The 17,019-nt window shown below is 70.2% G+C and carries 22 protein-coding genes; 6 read left to right on the top strand and 16 right to left on the bottom strand.

Annotated elements, in window-relative coordinates; all coding sequences use genetic code 11:
- Positions 1–79 precede the first annotated feature (79 nt).
- Complete coding sequence (gene leuE / locus ACH4OW_RS23335; protein WP_360138450.1) at positions 80–742, top strand: leucine efflux protein LeuE; 663 nt, start codon at positions 80–82, stop codon at positions 740–742.
- A gap of 41 nt (positions 743–783) precedes the next feature.
- On the opposite strand, the gene ACH4OW_RS23330 is transcribed toward leuE, so the two are convergent.
- Together ACH4OW_RS23330 and ACH4OW_RS23325 are read right to left on the bottom strand one after the other, a co-directional pair.
- Positions 784–1,326 (bottom strand): VOC family protein, encoded by a 543-nt coding sequence (locus ACH4OW_RS23330; RefSeq protein WP_398029884.1) that lies wholly within the window; start codon positions 1,324–1,326, stop codon positions 784–786.
- A gap of 190 nt (positions 1,327–1,516) precedes the next feature.
- On the bottom strand, positions 1,517–2,566 hold the full coding sequence (locus ACH4OW_RS23325) for a methyltransferase (protein ID WP_398029883.1): 1,050 nt from the start codon (positions 2,564–2,566) through the stop codon (positions 1,517–1,519).
- A 310-nt stretch (positions 2,567–2,876) separates the two neighbouring features.
- Here ACH4OW_RS23325 and ACH4OW_RS23320 point away from each other — a divergent pair, with 310 nt between their 5' ends.
- A complete protein-coding gene (locus ACH4OW_RS23320; RefSeq protein WP_398029882.1) occupies positions 2,877–3,491 on the top strand; it encodes a Uma2 family endonuclease in 615 nt (204 codons plus the stop codon).
- A gap of 9 nt (positions 3,492–3,500) precedes the next feature.
- Here the strand turns inward: ACH4OW_RS23320 and ACH4OW_RS23315 are convergent, their stop codons facing one another.
- The 3 genes from ACH4OW_RS23315 to ACH4OW_RS23305 form a co-directional block, all read right to left on the bottom strand.
- Complete coding sequence (locus tag ACH4OW_RS23315) at positions 3,501–4,328, bottom strand: ABC transporter permease (protein WP_398029881.1); 828 nt, start codon at positions 4,326–4,328, stop codon at positions 3,501–3,503.
- Positions 4,325–5,329, bottom strand: coding sequence for an ATP-binding cassette domain-containing protein (locus ACH4OW_RS23310; protein ID WP_398029880.1), 1,005 nt, complete (start codon positions 5,327–5,329; stop codon positions 4,325–4,327). The genes ACH4OW_RS23315 and ACH4OW_RS23310 overlap by 4 nt, the downstream gene beginning before the upstream one ends.
- A gap of 77 nt (positions 5,330–5,406) precedes the next feature.
- Complete coding sequence (locus ACH4OW_RS23305; protein WP_398029879.1) at positions 5,407–6,066, bottom strand: PadR family transcriptional regulator; 660 nt, start codon at positions 6,064–6,066, stop codon at positions 5,407–5,409.
- 97 nt (positions 6,067–6,163) lie between these two features.
- Here ACH4OW_RS23305 and ACH4OW_RS23300 point away from each other — a divergent pair, with 97 nt between their 5' ends.
- A complete protein-coding gene (locus ACH4OW_RS23300; protein WP_398029878.1) occupies positions 6,164–6,883 on the top strand; it encodes a bleomycin resistance protein in 720 nt (239 codons plus the stop codon).
- 54 nt (positions 6,884–6,937) lie between these two features.
- On the opposite strand, the gene ACH4OW_RS23295 is transcribed toward ACH4OW_RS23300, so the two are convergent.
- From ACH4OW_RS23295 to ACH4OW_RS23285, 3 genes are all read right to left on the bottom strand, one after another.
- Complete coding sequence (locus ACH4OW_RS23295) at positions 6,938–7,483, bottom strand: DinB family protein (protein WP_398029877.1); 546 nt, start codon at positions 7,481–7,483, stop codon at positions 6,938–6,940.
- Positions 7,484–7,608: 125 nt separating this feature from the next.
- Positions 7,609–9,066: an aldehyde dehydrogenase family protein gene (locus tag ACH4OW_RS23290; RefSeq protein WP_360138471.1), complete on the bottom strand. Its 1,458-nt coding sequence runs from the start codon at positions 9,064–9,066 to the stop codon at positions 7,609–7,611.
- Between the two features lie 89 nt (positions 9,067–9,155).
- Positions 9,156–10,019 carry a helix-turn-helix transcriptional regulator gene (locus ACH4OW_RS23285; RefSeq protein ID WP_360138474.1) on the bottom strand — a complete coding sequence of 288 codons (864 nt, stop codon included), beginning with the start codon at positions 10,017–10,019 and terminating at the stop codon, positions 9,156–9,158.
- Between the two features lie 321 nt (positions 10,020–10,340).
- On the opposite strand from ACH4OW_RS23285, the gene ACH4OW_RS23280 reads away from it, so the two are divergent.
- Entirely contained in the window at positions 10,341–10,868 is a 528-nt protein-coding gene (locus tag ACH4OW_RS23280) for an ATP-binding protein (RefSeq protein ID WP_360138477.1), read from the top strand.
- Positions 10,869–10,940: 72 nt separating this feature from the next.
- On the opposite strand, the gene ACH4OW_RS23275 is transcribed toward ACH4OW_RS23280, so the two are convergent.
- From ACH4OW_RS23275 to rpmG, 5 genes are all read right to left on the bottom strand, one after another.
- Entirely contained in the window at positions 10,941–11,180 is a 240-nt protein-coding gene (locus tag ACH4OW_RS23275) for a DUF397 domain-containing protein (RefSeq protein WP_398029876.1), read from the bottom strand.
- A gap of 366 nt (positions 11,181–11,546) precedes the next feature.
- Complete coding sequence (rpsR, locus tag ACH4OW_RS23270; RefSeq protein ID WP_360138482.1) at positions 11,547–11,783, bottom strand: 30S ribosomal protein S18; 237 nt, start codon at positions 11,781–11,783, stop codon at positions 11,547–11,549.
- A gap of 46 nt (positions 11,784–11,829) precedes the next feature.
- Entirely contained in the window at positions 11,830–13,035 is a 1,206-nt protein-coding gene (locus ACH4OW_RS23265) for a GTP-binding protein (protein WP_398029875.1), read from the bottom strand.
- Entirely contained in the window at positions 13,035–13,289 is a 255-nt protein-coding gene (locus tag ACH4OW_RS23260; protein ID WP_003984634.1) for a type B 50S ribosomal protein L31, read from the bottom strand. The genes ACH4OW_RS23265 and ACH4OW_RS23260 overlap by 1 nt, the downstream gene beginning before the upstream one ends.
- Before the next feature lie 8 nt (positions 13,290–13,297).
- Positions 13,298–13,462, bottom strand: coding sequence for a 50S ribosomal protein L33 (gene rpmG, locus ACH4OW_RS23255; protein WP_030260286.1), 165 nt, complete (start codon positions 13,460–13,462; stop codon positions 13,298–13,300).
- Positions 13,463–13,512: 50 nt separating this feature from the next.
- Between rpmG and rpmB the strand changes: the two genes are divergently transcribed.
- Together rpmB and rpsN are read left to right on the top strand one after the other, a co-directional pair.
- Positions 13,513–13,749 (top strand): 50S ribosomal protein L28, encoded by a 237-nt coding sequence (rpmB, locus tag ACH4OW_RS23250; protein WP_360138489.1) that lies wholly within the window; start codon positions 13,513–13,515, stop codon positions 13,747–13,749.
- Positions 13,749–14,054 (top strand): 30S ribosomal protein S14, encoded by a 306-nt coding sequence (rpsN, locus tag ACH4OW_RS23245; protein ID WP_360138492.1) that lies wholly within the window; start codon positions 13,749–13,751, stop codon positions 14,052–14,054. Before rpmB ends, rpsN begins: the two co-directional genes overlap by 1 nt.
- A gap of 58 nt (positions 14,055–14,112) precedes the next feature.
- Here the strand turns inward: rpsN and ACH4OW_RS23240 are convergent, their stop codons facing one another.
- From ACH4OW_RS23240 to ACH4OW_RS23230, 3 genes are all read right to left on the bottom strand, one after another.
- Entirely contained in the window at positions 14,113–14,709 is a 597-nt protein-coding gene (locus ACH4OW_RS23240; protein ID WP_398029874.1) for a Uma2 family endonuclease, read from the bottom strand.
- A 92-nt stretch (positions 14,710–14,801) separates the two neighbouring features.
- Positions 14,802–15,647, bottom strand: a complete 846-nt coding sequence (locus tag ACH4OW_RS23235) for a nitrilase-related carbon-nitrogen hydrolase (protein ID WP_360138499.1) — start codon at positions 15,645–15,647, stop codon at positions 14,802–14,804.
- 122 nt (positions 15,648–15,769) lie between these two features.
- A complete protein-coding gene (locus tag ACH4OW_RS23230) occupies positions 15,770–16,537 on the bottom strand; it encodes an alpha/beta fold hydrolase (RefSeq protein ID WP_398029873.1) in 768 nt (255 codons plus the stop codon).
- Positions 16,538–17,019 lie beyond the last annotated feature (482 nt).

Below are 17,019 nucleotides of genomic sequence, written 5' to 3'. Positions count from 1 at the left end.
ATCCTCACGCCACGTGAGGTGCAAGTCCGTATACCGGAAACCTCTGGGGCCAATGGGACGTGAGTGGCATCCTGCCGCCATGCTGGGGATAACCGATCTTCCGACCTACTTGGCGGGCCTCGCGCTCATCGTCCTGCTGCCGGGGCCGAACTCGCTGTACGTCGTCTCCGTCGCGGCCCGACGCGGCCCGCGCGTCGCCTACCGCGCCGCGGCCGGCGTCCTGTGCGGCGACACGATCCTGATGACACTGTCGGCAGGCGGCGTCGCCTCGCTCCTCCAGGCCAGCCCCGTCCTCTTCGGCATCGTGAAATTCGCCGGCGCGGGCTACCTGACCTGGCTGGCCGTCGGCATGCTGCGCGGCGCGTGGTCCCTGTGGCGCAACCGCGAGGCCGCCAAGGCCCTGCGCAAGAAGTCCGCCGAGACCCCGAAGCCGGCCGCGGAACGCCCCTACCGCCGCGCCCTGGTCATCAGCCTCCTCAACCCCAAAGCCATCCTTTTCTTCATCTCTTTCTTCGTCCAGTTCGTCGACCCGCAGTACGCCCACCCCGTGCTCTCCTTCCTCACCCTCGGCGCCTGGGCCCAGCTCTTCAGCCTCACCTACCTCTCCGTCCTGATCTTCAGCGGCACCTACCTCGCCGCCACCTTCCGCCGCCGCAAGCGCCTCACCGCCGGCCTCTCCGCAGCCGCCGGCACCGCGTTCCTGGGCTTCGCGGCGAAGTTGTCCCTGGCCGGCACCGGCTGACCCGACGGGCGCGGCCCGCTACAGCCCCGCCCAGCCCAGCCTCAGGTCACGGGAGTGCTCGCGTGTGCCGGGTGCAGGGGGGCGCTTGCCACCCCTGTTGCCCGGCCGCTGAGCGTGGCGTCCAGGGTTTCCTGGGCAGTACGCATCGCCTCGGCGTACTTCGGCTCGTACATGCGCTGCCAGGCCACGTCGGGGGCGACCTGCTCGACCCGGCTCATCACCCACCAGATGTTGCCGAACGGATCCCGCACCCTGCCGCCGCGGTCCCCCCACGCGCTGTCCGCCGCCTCGGTGACCACCTGTGCCCCGTGCGCGACCGCGGCGGCCATCGCGGCGTCCGCGTCCGGGACGTAGACCCGCAGCAGCGCGGGCATCACCGGCCAGTCGGCACGCCGGTCGAAGGCCAGCACGACCGTGTCACCGACGCGTATCTCGCCGTGGCCGATGGTGCCGTCCTCAACCGCCACCCGCGCGAGCTCTTGGCCGCCGAAGGCCGCGGCGACGAAGTCGAGCAGCGCGCCGGTGTCGTCGGTGACCACCCACGGCGCGACGTTCGTGTAGCCCTCGGGCGCAGCGTGGTTCATCGTTCTCGTCCCCTTCTTCGGCGGTGCGTGACGGGACGACACTAAGGCGCTTCTAGGACCGTTTCGGTCCTACAGGCGACAGCCACCCGGCTACGGCGCCGCAAGCGCATGCCGGCGCCGCCCGGCCGGGCAGGTTGCCGGGCGGCGCCTGGCGGACCGGCCGGCCGGGGCCGGGCCGGTCCGTACCGGCTCAGACCGCCGCGGCCTCGATGAGGACGTACAGGTCCGGAGCCGGCAGCGGGGTGACGCCGGTGATCTTGAAGCCGGCCGTGGCGCACAGTTCCTCGAAGTCGGCCCGGGTGCGCTCCCGGCCGCCCACGTTCACCAGCATGTTCAGGTCACTCAGGTAGGCCAGGGCGGACGCGCCCGGCTGCACGGTGTCGGCGAGCACCGGTTCGACGATCAGCAGCCGCCCGTCCGCGGGCAGTACGTCCCGGATGTGACCCAGGATGGCCGCGCACTGCTCGTCGTTCCAGTCGTGGATGACGCTCTTCAACATGTACAGGTCGCCGCCCGGCGGCGCGGCCGTGAAGAAGTCGCCGGTCTCCAGTGTCACGCGGTCGGCGACGCCCTCGGCGGCCAGTTTGGCGGCGGCCTGGGCGTGCCCTTCGGCGGAGTCGTAGATCACCCCGCGCGGTGCCGGGTGGGCCCGCAGAACGGCGGCGAGCAGGGTGCCGTCCCCGCCGCCCACGTCCACGATGGTGGAGAAGCGGCCGAAGTCGTAGTGCGACGGTACGTCCTGCGCCGCGATCCTGGTGCTCTGGCCCATGGCGGCGTTGAACACCTCCGACAGCTCCGGCTTGCCCTTGAGGTGGCTGAAGAAGTCCGTACCGAAGATCGAGTCGAAGGCGGGCGCGCCGCTGCGGACGCTGTCCTCCATGCGCTCCCTGGCCCGGGTCATGACCGGCTCGCTGAAAATGCGGGCCAGCGCGGCCAAGGAGTCCCGGGCGTCGCTGCGCAGCAGCGCCCCGGCAGCGGTGGCCTCGAAGACGCCCGGCTCGTGTTCGACCAGCAGATCCAGTCCGGCCAGGCCGCGCAGCAGGCGCAGCGTGGCCTGCGGGTGGGTGCCGGACGCGGTCGCCACATCGTCCGCCGTACGGGTGCCGTCGCCGATGCGGTCGAAGACGCCGAGCCGGACGGCGGCGCCGACGGCGTACGTGGCCAACTGCCCGAACAGCAGCTGGGAGACGGTGCTTCGAGCCGCGCGTGCCGATGTCGCCCGTTCCTCGTTCGCTTCCACGTCCGCTCCTTCGGGTCGCCTCGGACGCCGTTTCCGCACCGGTCGGACGGCCGGGAAACGGCACGGCGGGTCCGGCGGATCCGCACCCCCGTCAACGCGTAAGTTAGGTAAGCCTAAGTTCGTGGACCGGCCCGCGCAATACCTGTACGGAACAGTTGTCAAACCCGCACCCAACCGGGTTGTTGGCACTCCGTCCACTGTGCTCCACGACGGGGCGCGCCACACCTCGTCACCCGCACGAGTGGCGCTACGGTCGTTCACGGGACGCGTGGCCACGAACGCGTACACGATCCGGTACATGGGAGCACCAATGGCCGCAGAAGCCGAGTACCAGCAGGGAGAGCGTGCCACCCCGGACAGCTGGATGTACCCGCCGCCCGATGGCTGGACGTACGACCAGGTGAAAGAGCTGACCCTGCCGTACGACTGGGAACTCGTGGACGGGAAGATCGTGGTACGTGGAGCGACCAAGTGGTGGCACGACCTGGTCCGGGACGAGTTGTACTTCCGGCTCCGGAGTGCTCGGGTGGAGCCCTTCGGCGTCAACGTCGAGCGGTGGACCATGCTCGACGAGCGCAACGTCCCGAAGCCGGATGTGATCGTCTTCGACAAACGTGGTCTCGACAGCAGAACCCTTCACTGCACCCCCGCGCAGAACACCGTGCTCGCCGTCGAAGTAGTCTCGACCGGCTCCCGCCAGCACGACCGCTTCCTCAAGCCGGGCCTGTACGCCGAAGCCGGCATCGACTACTTCTGGCGCATCGAGCGGGACGAGGACGACTTGCCCGTGGTGCACGAGTTCTGGCTGCACCACGAATCGGGGGTCTACGTGCCCAGCCCCGAGCGCCCCGTCCATACCGGCAAGTTGGCCACGAGCCTCCCGTTTCCCGTCGACGTCGACCTGCGGGACCTCATCGAGGCATGAGCGGCCCCCTCACCTCCCCATCCTCCCGAACCTCCCCACCGCCAGCGGAAAAAACACCGCGAGCAGCGCCAGCGGCCAGGCCACGGCGAGGAGTTCCGCGTGCTGGGAGGCCCAGCTTCCGTCCGCCCAGCGCGGGTTGCCGAAGAGTTCGCGCACCGCTCCCGCCGTCGCGGACATCGGGTTCCACTCGGCTACCGCGCCCAGCCAGCCGGGCATGGACGCCTGGGAGACGAACGCGCTGGAGAGGAATCCGACGGGCCAGACCAGGATCTGTACGGCCTGGACGAGTTCCGGTTTGCCGGCCACCAGGGCCAGGTGGATGCCGATCCACAGCATCGCGAAGCGCAGCAGGAGCAGCAGCCCCACCGCGTACAGCGCGTCACCGAAGCCACCGTGCCACCGCCAGCCCATGGCCAGCCCGGCGCCGATCATCACCAGCAGGCTGACGGCCGACTCCAGCATGTCCAGGACGCTACGGCCGATCAGCACGGCCGACGGGGCCATCGGCATGGACCGGAAGCGGTCGATGACGCCCTTGTTGAGGTCCTGCGTGACCGCGACCATCGTCGCCTCCAGGCCGAAGGCCATGGTCAGCGCGAGCATCCCGGGGACCAGGAACTCCTTGTAGTCGCCGCCGCCCGGCAGCGCCATGCCGCCGCCGAGGAAGTACCCGAACATCACCAGCATCATTACGGGGAAGACCAGGCCGACGACGACCTGGACGGGCTGCCGGGCCCAGTGTGCGAGCCCGCGGCGGGTCATGGTCCAGGAGTCTGCAACGGCCCACCCGGCGGTACGCATGGCGGTGCGGGGCGCCGGTGCCGTAGCGGTGCTCATACGGTCGTCTCCTCCTTGGCGGGCCGGTGGGTGAGGTGCAGGAAGACCTCGTCGAGGGTGGGGCGGCGCAGGGCGATGTCCTGCGCGTCGATGCCGGCCGCCGCCAAGGCCCGTACGGTCTCGGTGAGTGCGGCCATCCGGTCGGTCACGGGCGCGCTGACGCGCCCCGCGTCCTCGTCGGCGACGGCGGGTCCGGCGGCGGTCTCCAGGACCGCCACAACGCGCGCCAGGTGGGCCGGGTCGTGCAGGACCACGTCGATCCGGTCGCCGCCGACCTCGGCCTTGAGTTCGTCGGCCGTGCCGTCCGCGATGACCCGTCCGTCGTCGATGACGGAGATGCGGTCCGCGAGCTGGTCCGCCTCCTCCAGGTACTGCGTGGTGAGCAGGACGGTCGTCCCGCCGCCGACCAGGGAACGCACCGCGTTCCACACCTCGGTGCGGCCTCGCGGGTCCAGGCCGGTGGTGGGCTCGTCGAGGAAGAGGATGCGCGGCGACATGATCAGGCTGGCGGCGAGGTCGAGACGGCGCCGCATGCCGCCGCTGTACTTGGCGACCGCCTTCTTGCCGGTGTCGGCGAGCGAGAAACGTTCCAGCAGCACGCCTGCGCGCGCGGCCGCCGCGCGCGCTCCCAGGTGGTAGAGCCGTCCGAACATCTCCAGGTTCTGACGGCCGCTGAGGTTCTCGTCCACGGCGGCGTGCTGGCCGAGCAGCCCGATCCGTACGCGTACCTCGTCGGGTCGGCGCCGTACGTCGAAGCCCGCGACGCGCGCGGTCCCGCCGTCGGGGCGCAGCAGGGTGGAAAGGATGCGTACGAGCGTGGTCTTGCCGGCGCCGTTGGGGCCGAGGATCGCGTGGACGGTGCCGCGGGGCACGGTCAGGTCGAGGCCGTTCAGGGCGGCTTTCCCGCCGTACTTCTTGGTCAGCCCTTCGACGAGGACGGCGGGGCCGGAGTCGGGTGCGGGAGGTGGAGTGGGAGCGGGGCCGGGCGAGGCGCTGGGCAAGAGGCCCTCCGAAGACAGTAGGCAAGTTTGACTACTCGCCCGAAGCTAAAGCACGAAACCCCACTAGTCAAACTTGATTAAGCGGAGTCCGGGGACTCCGGACCGCGCTGCGGGTCCGGCTCACCCGTCGCGTACGGGTTTTCCTGGCCTTCCGCGAGGATGCCGACGAACGGCTCTCCCTCGCCCGCGAAGACGTACGCGCCGCTCTCGATCCGGTCGATCAGCCCGCGCGTCCACTCCGCGCCGCCGTCCGCCGAGTGCACCCACATGTTCATGATCTCGCCGATGTGGCCGAGCTGCTCCGGGCCGCCCTCGGGCGTGTAGTACTCGGTGACCGAGTTCCGCCACTCCTCCAGGCCGCGCACCCGCTCCTTCAAGAGGGCCACCGCTTCCTCCCGGGGCAGGTCGACGATGAACCCGATCGCCGCGCTCAGCTCGTCCACCTTGCGGTCGTACTGGGACAGGGACTCGCGCAGCAGCTTGAAGAACTCCTCCGAGCCCGCTTCGGTCACCTCGTACTCCGTACGGGGTGGTCCGCCGGCCGGGCTGGGCGCGATGTCGTGCGCGAGCAGCAGTCCTTGCTTCGCCATCTGTTTCAGCGCGTGGTAGATCGACCCGGGCTTGGCGTTGGACCACTCGTGGGCGCCCCAGTATTCGAGGTCGTTGCGCACCTGGTAACCGTGCGCCCGCCCGTGCTGGCGCACGGCCCCCAGAACCAACAGCCGGATCGCCGACATCGTTTCCTCGCATCCTTCACACTCGCGCTGCGGCCAGCCTAGACCCGCCCTCTAATCAAGTTTGAATACCCGCCCTGCGCGCTTTAAGCTACCCGGCATGGCCGAGACCGTGATTCCGATCCTCCCGTGCCGCTCCATCGACGAACTCCTGGACTTCTACCGGGCCCTCGGATTCGAGGTGACCTCCTACCAGAAGAGTCCCAACCCCTACTGCGGCGTCCGCCTCCGCGGCATCGAGCTGCAGTTCTTCGGAATGAAGGCGTACGACCCGACCAACTCGTACAGCACCTGCTACGTCCTGACCGACGACGTGGACGGCCTCTACGAGTCCTTCCGCGCCGGCCTCAAAGCAGCGCTCGGCAAGGTGCCGACCCGGGGGCTGCCGCGGATCGGTGCGCTCAAGGACATGTCGTACGGCGTGCGGCAGTTCCTGATGACCGACCCCGGCGGCAACTGCATACGCATCGGCCAGCCGATCGCCGACAGCTTCGAGTACTCGGCCGTCCCCAAGGAGCGGTACGCGCGCGCCCTCCATCAGGCGACGCTGCTCGGCGAGTCCAAGGGCGACCACGCGGCGGCGGCCCGCGTCATCGACCGGGCGCTGGCGAAGGACGAGGCGCCGGGCGGCGGCCCGACACCCTCCCAGCTCCTGCAACTCCTCGTACTGCGGGCCGAGATGGCGGCGCAGACGGACGGCCCGGCGGCGGCAGCGCCGTGGCTCGACCGCGCGGACGCGGTCGAGCTGAGCGAAGCGGACCGGGCAGCGGCACGCGACACGCTGCGCCGGGCCGTGGACCTGCGCGCCGAAGAGGGCTGACGGAGCGGCCGCCCGGCCCGAGGGGTCCGGGCCCGTGGGACCTTCAAGGGGCTTTCAGCCCTGCGCCGCACGCTCCTCGTCGACCAGGGTGAAGGCGGTCTTGCCGTCCAGGGATTCGCGGATGACGTCCGCGTGCCCCGCGTGCCGGGCGAACTCCTCGATCAGGTGCAGGAGGAGCCAGCGCATCGACTGCTCGGCCTTCGGCGGGAACCAGGGCGCCTCGGGCAGCGGGAAGGTGCCGTTCAGGTCCGGCAGGGACGTGATGAACTGCTCGGTCTTGCGCGCCGTCTCCTCCCAGGCCGCGAGTATGGACGCGACCGTCTCCGCGCCCTCCAGCTCGAAGCTGAGGTGCCAGCTGTCCATGTCGCGTACGACGCTCGGCGGCACCTGCCGGGCCATTTCCAGCCACTGGAGTTCGACCTCCGCGACGTGCTTGAGCAGGCCGGACAGGGACAGCTCGCTGGCGGACGGCTTGCGCGCGGCCTGCTCGTCGGTCAGCCCGAGGACGGACCGGCGCAGGCCGCCGCGCTGCGCCTCCAGGAAGGCCAGGAGCGCGCCGCGCTCGTCACCGTGGGCTTCGGCCAGTACGTGAGTGGGCATGAGGTCCGCCTTTCGCCAGGGACCGGCGGCGATGGTGCCGCGGTCCGACACCCACGAAGTTACGCAGCATTGCGGACAGGTGCGGTCCTAGATCGAAAGAAGTCCGCGGCGGCGCGCCGCCGGGTTCAGAACGGGAACTGCGACCGGCCGTGCTGGATGGAGATCCACTTCGTGGTGGTGAAGGACTCCACCATCGCGTCGCCGTTCAGCCGCCCCACCCCCGAGCCCTTCTCGCCGCCGAAGGGCACGATCGGCTCGTCGTGCACGGTGCAGTCATTGATGTGGATCATGCCGGTCACGACGCGCTTGGCGAAGCGCACGCCCCGCTCGACGTCACCCGTGTGCACGGCGCCGCTGAGCCCGTACGGCGACGCGTTGGTGATCCGTACCGCCTCCTCGTCACCGTCGAACGGGACCAGCGCCACGACGGGACCGAACATCTCCTGGTTGAGGGCGACGGAGCCCTCGGGGAGCCCGGTCAGGACGGTCGGCGCGACCAGGGTGCCCCGGACGGTGCCGCGTACGAGCGCGGTGCCGCCGTCGGCGACGGCGCGCTCCACCAGCGCCGCGATGGCCTCCGCCTGCCCCTCGTTGATCAGCGGGCCGATGTGGGTGGCCGGGTCGCTGGGGTCGCCGACTTTCAGGCTCTCCACCTTGGCCACGAACTTCTCGGTGAACTCCCGCTCCACCGCGCGGTCCACCAGCACCCGGTTGGCGGCCATGCAGACCTGGCCCTGGTGCACGAAGCGGCTGAATACGGCGGCGTCCACGGCGTAGTCGATGTCGGCGTCGTCCAGGACGACCAGCGCGCTGTTGCCGCCCAGTTCCAGGACCGTGCGCTTGAAGTGCGAGGCGGCGACGGTGGCGACGTGCCGGCCGACCTTCTCCGAGCCGGTGAAGGAGATCACCTTCGGCACCGGGTGCTCGATGAGCGCGTCACCGATCTCCGCGATGTCGGTCACCACGACGTTGAGCAGGCCCGCCGGCAGCCCGGCCGTCTCGAAGATCTTGGCGACCAGGCCGCCGCCGCAGACCGGGGTGTTCTGGTGGGGCTTGAGCACGACGGCGTTGCCGAGCGCGAGCGCGGGCGCCACCGACTTGACCGACAGCAGGAAGGGGAAGTTGAAGGGGCTGATGACGCCCACGACACCGACCGGCAGCCGGTAGAGCCGGTTCTCCTTGCCGTCCACCGGGGACGGCAGGATGCGGCCCTCGGCGCGCAGCGCCAGCTGGATCGCCTCGCGCAGGAACTCCCGTACGAGGTGCAGCTCGAAGGCCGCCTTGGTCTGCGTGCCGCCGACCTCCGCGGTGATCGCCGCGGCGATCTCCTGCTCGCGCTCGTCGATCACCCGCAGCGCGCGCTCGAACACCAGCCGGCGGGTGTACGGGTTGGTGGCCCCCCAGGCCTCCTGCGCGCGTTCGGCGGCGCGGTACGCCTGGTCGATCTCGTCGACCGTGGCCACGGTTATGGACGCCAGCTTCTCCCCGTTGAAGGGGTTGAAATCGACGATGTCCCACGAGCCGCTGCCGGACCGCCACTCGCCGTCGATGTACTGATACGCCAACTCGTCGAAGAAGGACATGAGAAATCCCAATCTGGAGGACAGGGCGCGGTCGGAGCGCCCTAGCCGGGGGGTGCTGACTCCTGATTGGAACTCATGCTACCTACGGGTTAAGTCAGTTGGAGTAGACCACGTATCAAGTCTCTTGTCTCGGCCGGATTGGGACTGTCCTCCTGGAGGCGGTCCATGACCCGCGCATACTGGGCGACCTCGTCCCGCTTGTCGAGGTAGAGCGCGCTGGTCAGCTGTTCCAGGTAGACGACATCGGGCAGGCCGGGCTCCGGGAAGCCGAGCGTGGTGAAGGCGCCGCTCTCGCCCGCGTGCCCGCCGAAGCTGAACGGCATCACCTGCAAGCGCACATTCGGCCGCTCGGACAGTTCGATCAGGTGCCGCAACTGCCCCCGCATCACCTCGCGGTCGCCGTACGGGCGGCGCAGCGCCGCCTCGTCGAGCACGCAGTGGAACTGCGGCGGGCGCTCTGCCAGCAACAACTTCTGCCGCTCCAGGCGCAGTGCGACCCGGCGGTCTATGTCGGCCGCACTCGCATCCGGCATACCGCGGCGGACGACGGCGTGCGCGTACTCCTGCGTTTGCAGAAGCCCGTGCACGAACTGCACCTCGTAGGCACGGATAAGGGACGCGGCCCCCTCCAGCCCCACATATGTCTGAAACCAGCCGGGCAGTACATCGCCGTAACTGTGCCACCAGCCCGCCACGTTGGCCTCGCGGGCCAGGACGAGAAGCGCCTCGCGTTCCTGCGGATCGGTCACGCCGTACAGCGTGAGCAGGTCCTCCACGTCTCTCGCCTTGAAACTTACCCGGCCCAGCTCCATCCGGCTGATCTTCGACTCGGAGGCGCGGATGGAGTAGCCGGCCGCTTCGCGGGTGATCCCGCGCGATTCGCGCAACCTGCGGAGCTGCGCCCCCAGCAGGATGCGCCGCACCACAGACCCGCTCGATTCACTTGCGGACACCTTTCAGACCCTCCCGTGGCCCACCCCGTCCAACAGTGGGCCGCAGTCTGCCACGTCCGGGCTTCGTTGAGTGCTCATCCGGTTACCGATATGTGAGGTCCGTGGGGCCTCTCCACAAGAACGCGTAGGAAGAAATACGCGTGAAGTGGCACGGCCGCCCCCAAACCGGTCGCGTGCACGTGCATCTGCCCTTGCATCTGGCGTACGCATTCGGAACCATGGGCAGCGCACGCATGCACGCTCGTGAAAGATCCGCCAGACCAACGGATCCGGCTTGCCCGGCCAGGGTCAGGACGTCCGCGAATGCCAGGAGTGCCTCGCATGGGGACCAAGGTTTTGACCATGCTCCAGCCGTTATGGCAGGGCTTTCCTCCCGTCGACCCCCTGGCCGTCTCCGGTTCCGCCTCCTACTCGCTGCCGCCACGGTACGAATCGGTGCGCGGTGCCCGGCAGTTCACCCGCGAGACGCTCGACCGGTGGGAGCTGGAGGAGATCTTCGACGGCGTCGCCCTGGTCGTCTCCGAACTCGTCACCAACGCGCTGCGGCACACCACTCCGGCCGACGCGGCAGGTCCGCACGCGGACGGCGAACCGGACCACCCGCACGCGTACGGCCGCGGGCCCGAGGCCCCGCACGCCCGGCTGCACCTGATGCGGTGGTCGTCCCGGCTGGTGTGCGCGGTACGCGACTCCAGCGACGCGTCACCCGAGGCCGGCGTGGCCGACTCCTGCGCGGAGTCCGGGCGCGGGCTGCACCTGGTCGACTCGTTCAGTGACGGATGGGGCTGGCACCCACTGGCCGGCGCCCCGCACGGAAAGATCGTGTGGGCGCAGTTCCGGCTGCCCTGACCGGCGGATGCTTCGGGGCCTCGGGGGCACGGGGCCCGGGGGCCCCGGAGCATCCGCCCGCACCACACCCTTCTAGTCGCGTACCAGGTGGTCGAACTCGCCGTCCTTGACGCCCAGGATCATCGCCTCGACCTCGGCCGGCGTGTAGACGAGCGCCGGGCCGTCCGGGAAGCGGGAGTTGCGTACGGCGATCTCGCCGCCCGGCAGTCGGGCGAACTCCACGCAGGAGCCCTGCGAGTTGCTGCGCCTGCTCTTCTGCCAGGCCACACCGTGGAGATCCGTGGCGGCCATGCCGTTGTATGCGTGGGGCACAGGTGTCTCCCGGTGGATGCGGCGGTCAGCGGTGGCGGTGAGTGGCGCGCTGAGCGGTCGGACGTCGGTGATGGTCGGTCAGCGGCAGTCCGGACAGCGGTAACCGGTGTCAACTGCAACTGGTTGGGATCATAGCTGCGTTCATATGCCAATGCATGGTCGGATGCACGTGCACGACGGGCCGTGGCAACCCGATCACAGCTCGTCGAACACCATGCTCACGGGACGTATCACCGGACGCCAGAGTTCCCCGAAACAAGGAAACCGGTCCTCCGCAACACCTGTCGGTGCCCCGGAAGACCGGCCAGAACCCTGAGTTCCCCGTGAACAGCGGCAAATCCCCGCCGACCGCCGCCGAGCGGCCCCTCACTTCGAGGAGTACGGCAGCAACGCCATCTCCCGGGCGTTCTTGATCGCACGGGCCAGCTGCCGCTGCTGCTGGGCGCTCACCCGCGTCACCCGGCGGCTGCGGATCTTGCCGCGGTCCGAGATGAACTTCCGCAGCAGGTCGGTGTCCTTGTAGTCGATGTAGGTGATCCCCGCCGCGTCCAGCGGATTGCGGCGCGGCGCGGGCTTCTTGCGGGAGTCGTGCCGACGGGGCATGAAACGCTCCTGATGTCGTACGGGCCGGTCGCGACCCGTTGGCGGTCTAAGAAACAGGGTCGAGAAGCTCGTCGAACGCCGGCGCCAGCCGCTTCCACGCCCGCGGCCCGCCCGCGTACTCCTCGTCCGTCAGCAGGCAGGACTCCAGCAGCGACGCCAGGCCGTCCCGGTCCAGCCCCGGCGAGGTGAAGACCAGGTGCTGCGCGCGGTCGCCGTGCTCGGCGTGCCAGTCCATGGCGGCCGCGGCGCGGCGCACCGGCGGCACCAGCTCCCAGGCGGCGTCCGGCAGCGCGGCCAGCCACGGCCCCGCGTTCTCGACACACAGGGCACCGCCCGCCGCGTCCCAGGACAGCAGCGTGTCCGGCCGGTCGGCCAGCCAGAACCGGCCACGGCTGCGGGCCGCGGCACAGCTCAGGTCCTCCAGCGCCGCGTACAGCCGTGCCGGGTGGAAGGGCCGGGTGCGGTGCCAGACGAGCGTGCCGACACCGTCCGTTTCGGCCTCCTGCGGGAGCAGCGCGCACGCCGGGTGCTGCCGCGCCGCGGCAGCCTCCACATCGAACCCGGCGAACGCCTCGGCGGCCAGCTGCTCCGGGGAGCGGACGTCTACTAGCCGTGCCGTCGGATGCAGTTGGGCGAGCAGCGCCAGGTCGGCCGCGTCGCCCTCCTCCTCACCGGGCACGACGGCGAGCACCGGCGGGTACTCCAGCTGCCGGGCCCAGGTGTCCGCGACGGTCCGCTGGTCGGAGGCCGCGGCGGCGAGCCCCGCCTCGGCCAGGTCGTCGCCGCAGCCCAGGTACGGCAGCAGCAGCGCCGGGTCGACCGCGGTGATCACACCGGTCAGCGCGAGCGCCGCGCCGCCGCAGGCGGTGACGACCTCGGCCATGGCCTTGGGCTCCACGGAGTCCCACAGTTCGACGACGGCCAGCCGGCAGGTCCGCCCGTCGGCCAGCCGCTCCAGCTCGGGGACCAGGTCCTCGCGGAGCGCGCAGCAGGCGCAGTCGTTGACCAGCGGCGCTTCGCCCGTATCGAGGACTCCCCCGGCGTCCCGTACGGTCCGCTGAACCGTTCCTTCAGCGGCGGAGGCCAGGTCGTGATGGAGCGCGACGCTGCCGGGAACGGCGCGCAGCAGGCGCTCCACCACGGTACGGCGGGCATCCGAGTGCAGCCCGCCGACGATCACCACGGACAGCCGGTCGGCGGCGTCGCCCCCGGGGCCGCCTCCGGGCACCTCGTCCCGCGACGGGCCGCCCATCAGCGGGCCCCGCGCTTCCCGTAACGCCGCTCGAACCGCTCGACGCGGCCCGCGGTGTCCAGCACCCGCGCCGTCCCCGTGTAGAAGGGGTGGCTCGCCGAGGAGATCTCCACGTCGATGACCGGGTACGTGTTGCCGTCCTCCCACTCGATCGTCTTGTCGCTGGTGGCGGTCGACCGGGTCAGGAAGGCGAAGTCGGCGGCCCGGTCACGGAAGACGACGGGCCCGTACGCGGGGTGGATTCCAGGCTTCATGACGCTGCTCAGCGCTCCTCTCGGAAGTCGACGTGCCGCCCGGCGACCGGGTCGTACTTCTTCAGGACCAGCCGGTCGGGGTTGTTACGGCGGTTCTTGCGGGTGACGTACGTGTAGCCGGTGCCGGCGGTGGACCGGAGCTTGATCACGGGTCGTAGTTCGTTGCGGGCCATGGGCGCTACTATACAGAAATGGTTTCCATTTTCATTAGGAGGTTCTGACCTTGTCCGCCCACTGCCAGCTCACCGGCCGCACACCCGGCTTCGGCAACTCCGTCTCCCACTCGCACCGCCGCACGCCCCGCCGCTTCGACCCCAACATCCAGCGCAAGCGCTACTGGCTGGCGAGCGAGGGCCGGCACGTCCGCCTCACCCTCAGCGCGAAGGGGATCAAGACCGTGGACACGATCGGGATCGAGGCGGCCGTCGCCCGCATCCGCGCACGAGGGGAGAAGGTCTGATGGCGAAGGCAAGCAAGATCGCGAAGAACGAGAAGCGGCGCGCGACGGTGGCGCGCTACGCCGCCCGGCGAGCCCTGTTGAAGTCCGTCATCCGCAACCCGCACACCCCCGAACAAGAGCGCCTCGCCGCCCAGCACGAACTCTCCCGCCAGCCGCGCGACGCCAGCGCCACCCGCGTACGCAACCGCGACAGCGTCGACGGCCGCCCCCGCGGCTACTTCCGCGCCTTCGGCCTCTCCCGCGTCAAACTCCGCGAACAGGCACACGCCGGGTTTTTGCCGGGCGTGCGGAAGTCGAGCTGGTAGCGCACGCCGACGGCCCGGCCCGGGGTTGGGGACCCGGGCCGGGCCGTGGCTCGTGGTTTCAGAATTCGCCGGTGTCGATGTCGAAGTCGAACGGGGCGGGAAGAGTGATCGTCTTGGAAAACGCGACCGCGGCCTCGCGGGTGTACCTCTCCCCGGCGGGTTCGGAGTACAGGACCACCTGGCCCGCGTCCCTGTCGACCAGCAGATAGAAGGGGATGCCGGCACGGGCATAGCCCCGCATCTTCGGGCCGCGGTCGTTGTGAGCGGTGGACTCCGAGGTCACCTCACCGACCAGCATCACCGGTGACGGGTCGTGGTACTCCAACGTGTCGCTGAAACTGCCCTTCGGGGCGATCACCAGGTCGGGGACGACCTTCCCGGTGAGGGAAGCGCCCGGCACCCTGAGGCCGAGCCCCGTACGGGTGCGGAGCTTCGCGTCCTTCCGGCGGCCGGCAACCTGGTCCGCGACTTCGGACACGATCTCCTCATGCTCACCGTTGGCAGGTGGCACCACGTGGATTTCCCCCTCGATCAGCTCCACGCGCCACCCCTCGGGGGCTGCCGCGCTCAACGCTTCGAAGGCGTCCTCGATCGATGCGACCGTGTCCTCGTCGCCGACCGTGTGCGGACTGCGCTCTGGGGCTGCCAATGCCACGGGACCTCCTTCGTGCGGAGCGACACTGCCACCTTAGGCGATACCACGCGGGCGTTCGGGTGACTCTTCACCCGAACGAGCGTGCCCCTCTCTCAGCTGTCGCCGCCCTCGTCGATCAGGCGGCGGACCTCACGGCCGACGAGGCCGAGGCGGGCCTCGGCGACCAGGGGGACGGCGCGGCGCTGCCGGCGCGCCTCCGAGGGGTCGATGTCCACCGTGACCAGCGCGGGTTCCCACTTCGGCGCCTGCGCCACCACCGTGCCGCGCGGGTCCACCACGCGGGAACCGCCCCAGAAGGTGGCGCCGTGCTCGTTGCCCACGCGGTTGACGAAGACGACCCAGCACTGGAGCATCCGCGCCGTATAGGAGAGCAACGTGTCCCAGTACAAGCCGGTGTCCATGGCCTCCGGGTCGAGGCTGGCCGCGCTGTTGGTGGGAATGAACAAGACCTCGGCACCGTCCTGGACGGCGAGCCAGGGCAGGACCGGCTGCCAGGCGTCGTTGCAGACCAGCGTCGCGCCGCGGCCGCCGCTGGGCGATTTGACCAGGTCGTACGCGCGCAGCGACTGGCCGGGGCTGACGTGCTTGCGCTCCTCCCAGGCCAGGTAGTTCGGGAGGTACAGCTTGCGGTGGGTGTGCACGAGGGAGCCGCCCGCGTAGTAGGCGGCCGTGTTGTAGGCGCGCAGCATCGTGTGCTCGTGGAATCCGACGAGGACGTCCGGGCCGAGCACGCTCAGGTCGCGCAGCCGCTGGTCCTGCGACTCGACCGAGGCATCCAGGGACAGCGCGCCCAGGTGGTACCCGTGCAGGCTCAGCTCGGGGAAGACGACGACGTCGGCGCCCTGCTCCGCCGACTTCTCGACCTCCTCCCGCGCGGTGGCGAGGTTCGTGTCCACCTCGCCCAGCGCGCAGTCCGTCTGCGCCAGCGCCACCCGCATGCCCGCACCTCGCTTCGTCGGCCACGTGCCCTATGTCGCGTTTCGCTCCGGTATGGGCGGTACGAAGCCATGCTGGCAGAGGTTGGAGGTACGGGCGCGGCGGGCCCGGATCCCGCAGGCGGTCAGGCGCGGAGGAACTCCTCCATCGTGGTGACCAGAGCCACCGGGGCCTCGTGCATCGGATAGTGCCCCGACCCCTCCAGCGTGACGATCTCGACCTGCGGATACCACTGCTGCCAGGTCTGCCGCATCAGATCCGCGGTCAGCGCAAGATCGTAGGCGCCGACGACGACCCGAACGGGGACCGGATACCGCTTGACGGCGTCCACGACCGCCTCCGACAGATCCAGCGTCTGCCAGCTGGCCAGATAGGCGGCGTGCGCCTCCTCACGGGAGATGTCCAGCGAGTGCCGGACCATACGGTCCAGCCAGACCCGGCTCGTACGGTGACCGGTCACCAGATCGATGATGGCGCGCCGCTTGGCCGGGTCCGTGGAAGCCCCGTAGAACAGCTCACGCGTCGCCCCGTCCATCGGGTACGAGCCGGCCGGCACGGGCGCGACACCCAGCAGACGGTTCACCCGATGGGGCGCGCGGACCAGCACCTGCTGCGCTGCTTTCGCCCCCATCGAGTGGCCCACCAGCGAAAACCGCTCCCACCCGAGCTGGTCGGCGAGCGCCAGCGCGTCACCGGCGATCTCCGGCAGGTCGTAGCGGCCCGGGACGTACTTGCGGTCGCCGTAGCCGCGGCAGTCGAGAAAGACGAACGTGAAGGCGTCCCGGTCCAGGAAATCCAGGACAGAGCCCCAGGAGGCCGAGGTTCCGAACCAATCGTGAAGCACGATCACCGGGTTCGGTCCGGAACCGATGGCGCGGTGCGCGATGGCCATATGGGCGACTCCCTTGTCTGCCGTGGGTTACGGGGGCGCGTGGTGGTGCGGTGCGGGTTGGCGGGCGCATTCTCCCGCCGGTGGCGCGGGTCGGGAAGGGGCCGTAACCGGCCAGTGGCTCCCGTTGACGCACGCCCGCTGTGCGGGCGGCTTTCCCACTCGCCTGGTTCGCGCTTCGCGCGATTGCGCGTTCCGTCCGGTGGGTGGGGGGCCGGGGCCCCGCAGGGGGCACTCCTCACCGCAGTCGCGGAAACCATGTCTTGAACGCTGAACCTGGTGTAGCGACGTGTCGGCTGCGGGGAGCCCCCTGCGTGTCCCCGGCCCCGGGCCCGGATGGCGGCCACCCCGCCGTCGTGGCCGAGGCCCCCCGAAGGGGGCAGTTCTTTGTCTCTCCCCCCGGGGGCGAGGAGGCCGCCTCCTGGTTGCTGCGCTACTGGTGTCTTTCCCTCCCCCACCCCCACTCGCGCGGGGCTGCCAATCCG

The organism is Streptomyces sp. NPDC017056 (assembly GCF_044332485.1).
Lineage (GTDB): Bacteria > Actinomycetota > Actinomycetes > Streptomycetales > Streptomycetaceae > Streptomyces.
Note: the sequence above shows the minus strand (reverse complement) of the source record. Positions and strands in the feature narration are given on the sequence as shown.

Excerpts from the sequence above, each read along its gene's own strand:
- leuE (WP_360138450.1), top strand. The coding sequence starts at position 80 with ATGCTGGGGATAACCGATCTTCCGACCTACTTGGCGGGCCTCGCGCTC.
- ACH4OW_RS23330 (WP_398029884.1), bottom strand. The coding sequence starts at position 1,326 with ATGAACCACGCTGCGCCCGAGGGCTACACGAACGTCGCGCCGTGGGTG.
- ACH4OW_RS23320 (WP_398029882.1), top strand. The coding sequence starts at position 2,877 with ATGGCCGCAGAAGCCGAGTACCAGCAGGGAGAGCGTGCCACCCCGGAC.
- ACH4OW_RS23315 (WP_398029881.1), bottom strand. The coding sequence starts at position 4,328 with ATGAGCACCGCTACGGCACCGGCGCCCCGCACCGCCATGCGTACCGCC.
- ACH4OW_RS23305 (WP_398029879.1), bottom strand. The coding sequence starts at position 6,066 with ATGTCGGCGATCCGGCTGTTGGTTCTGGGGGCCGTGCGCCAGCACGGG.
- ACH4OW_RS23300 (WP_398029878.1), top strand. The coding sequence starts at position 6,164 with ATGGCCGAGACCGTGATTCCGATCCTCCCGTGCCGCTCCATCGACGAA.
- ACH4OW_RS23295 (WP_398029877.1), bottom strand. The coding sequence starts at position 7,483 with ATGCCCACTCACGTACTGGCCGAAGCCCACGGTGACGAGCGCGGCGCG.
- ACH4OW_RS23290 (WP_360138471.1), bottom strand. The coding sequence starts at position 9,066 with ATGTCCTTCTTCGACGAGTTGGCGTATCAGTACATCGACGGCGAGTGG.
- ACH4OW_RS23280 (WP_360138477.1), top strand. The coding sequence starts at position 10,341 with ATGGGGACCAAGGTTTTGACCATGCTCCAGCCGTTATGGCAGGGCTTT.
- rpsR (WP_360138482.1), bottom strand. The coding sequence starts at position 11,783 with ATGCCCCGTCGGCACGACTCCCGCAAGAAGCCCGCGCCGCGCCGCAAT.
- ACH4OW_RS23265 (WP_398029875.1), bottom strand. The coding sequence starts at position 13,035 with ATGGGCGGCCCGTCGCGGGACGAGGTGCCCGGAGGCGGCCCCGGGGGC.
- ACH4OW_RS23260 (WP_003984634.1), bottom strand. The coding sequence starts at position 13,289 with ATGAAGCCTGGAATCCACCCCGCGTACGGGCCCGTCGTCTTCCGTGAC.
- rpmG (WP_030260286.1), bottom strand. The coding sequence starts at position 13,462 with ATGGCCCGCAACGAACTACGACCCGTGATCAAGCTCCGGTCCACCGCC.
- rpsN (WP_360138492.1), top strand. The coding sequence starts at position 13,749 with ATGGCGAAGGCAAGCAAGATCGCGAAGAACGAGAAGCGGCGCGCGACG.
- ACH4OW_RS23235 (WP_360138499.1), bottom strand. The coding sequence starts at position 15,647 with ATGCGGGTGGCGCTGGCGCAGACGGACTGCGCGCTGGGCGAGGTGGAC.
- ACH4OW_RS23230 (WP_398029873.1), bottom strand. The coding sequence starts at position 16,537 with ATGGCCATCGCGCACCGCGCCATCGGTTCCGGACCGAACCCGGTGATC.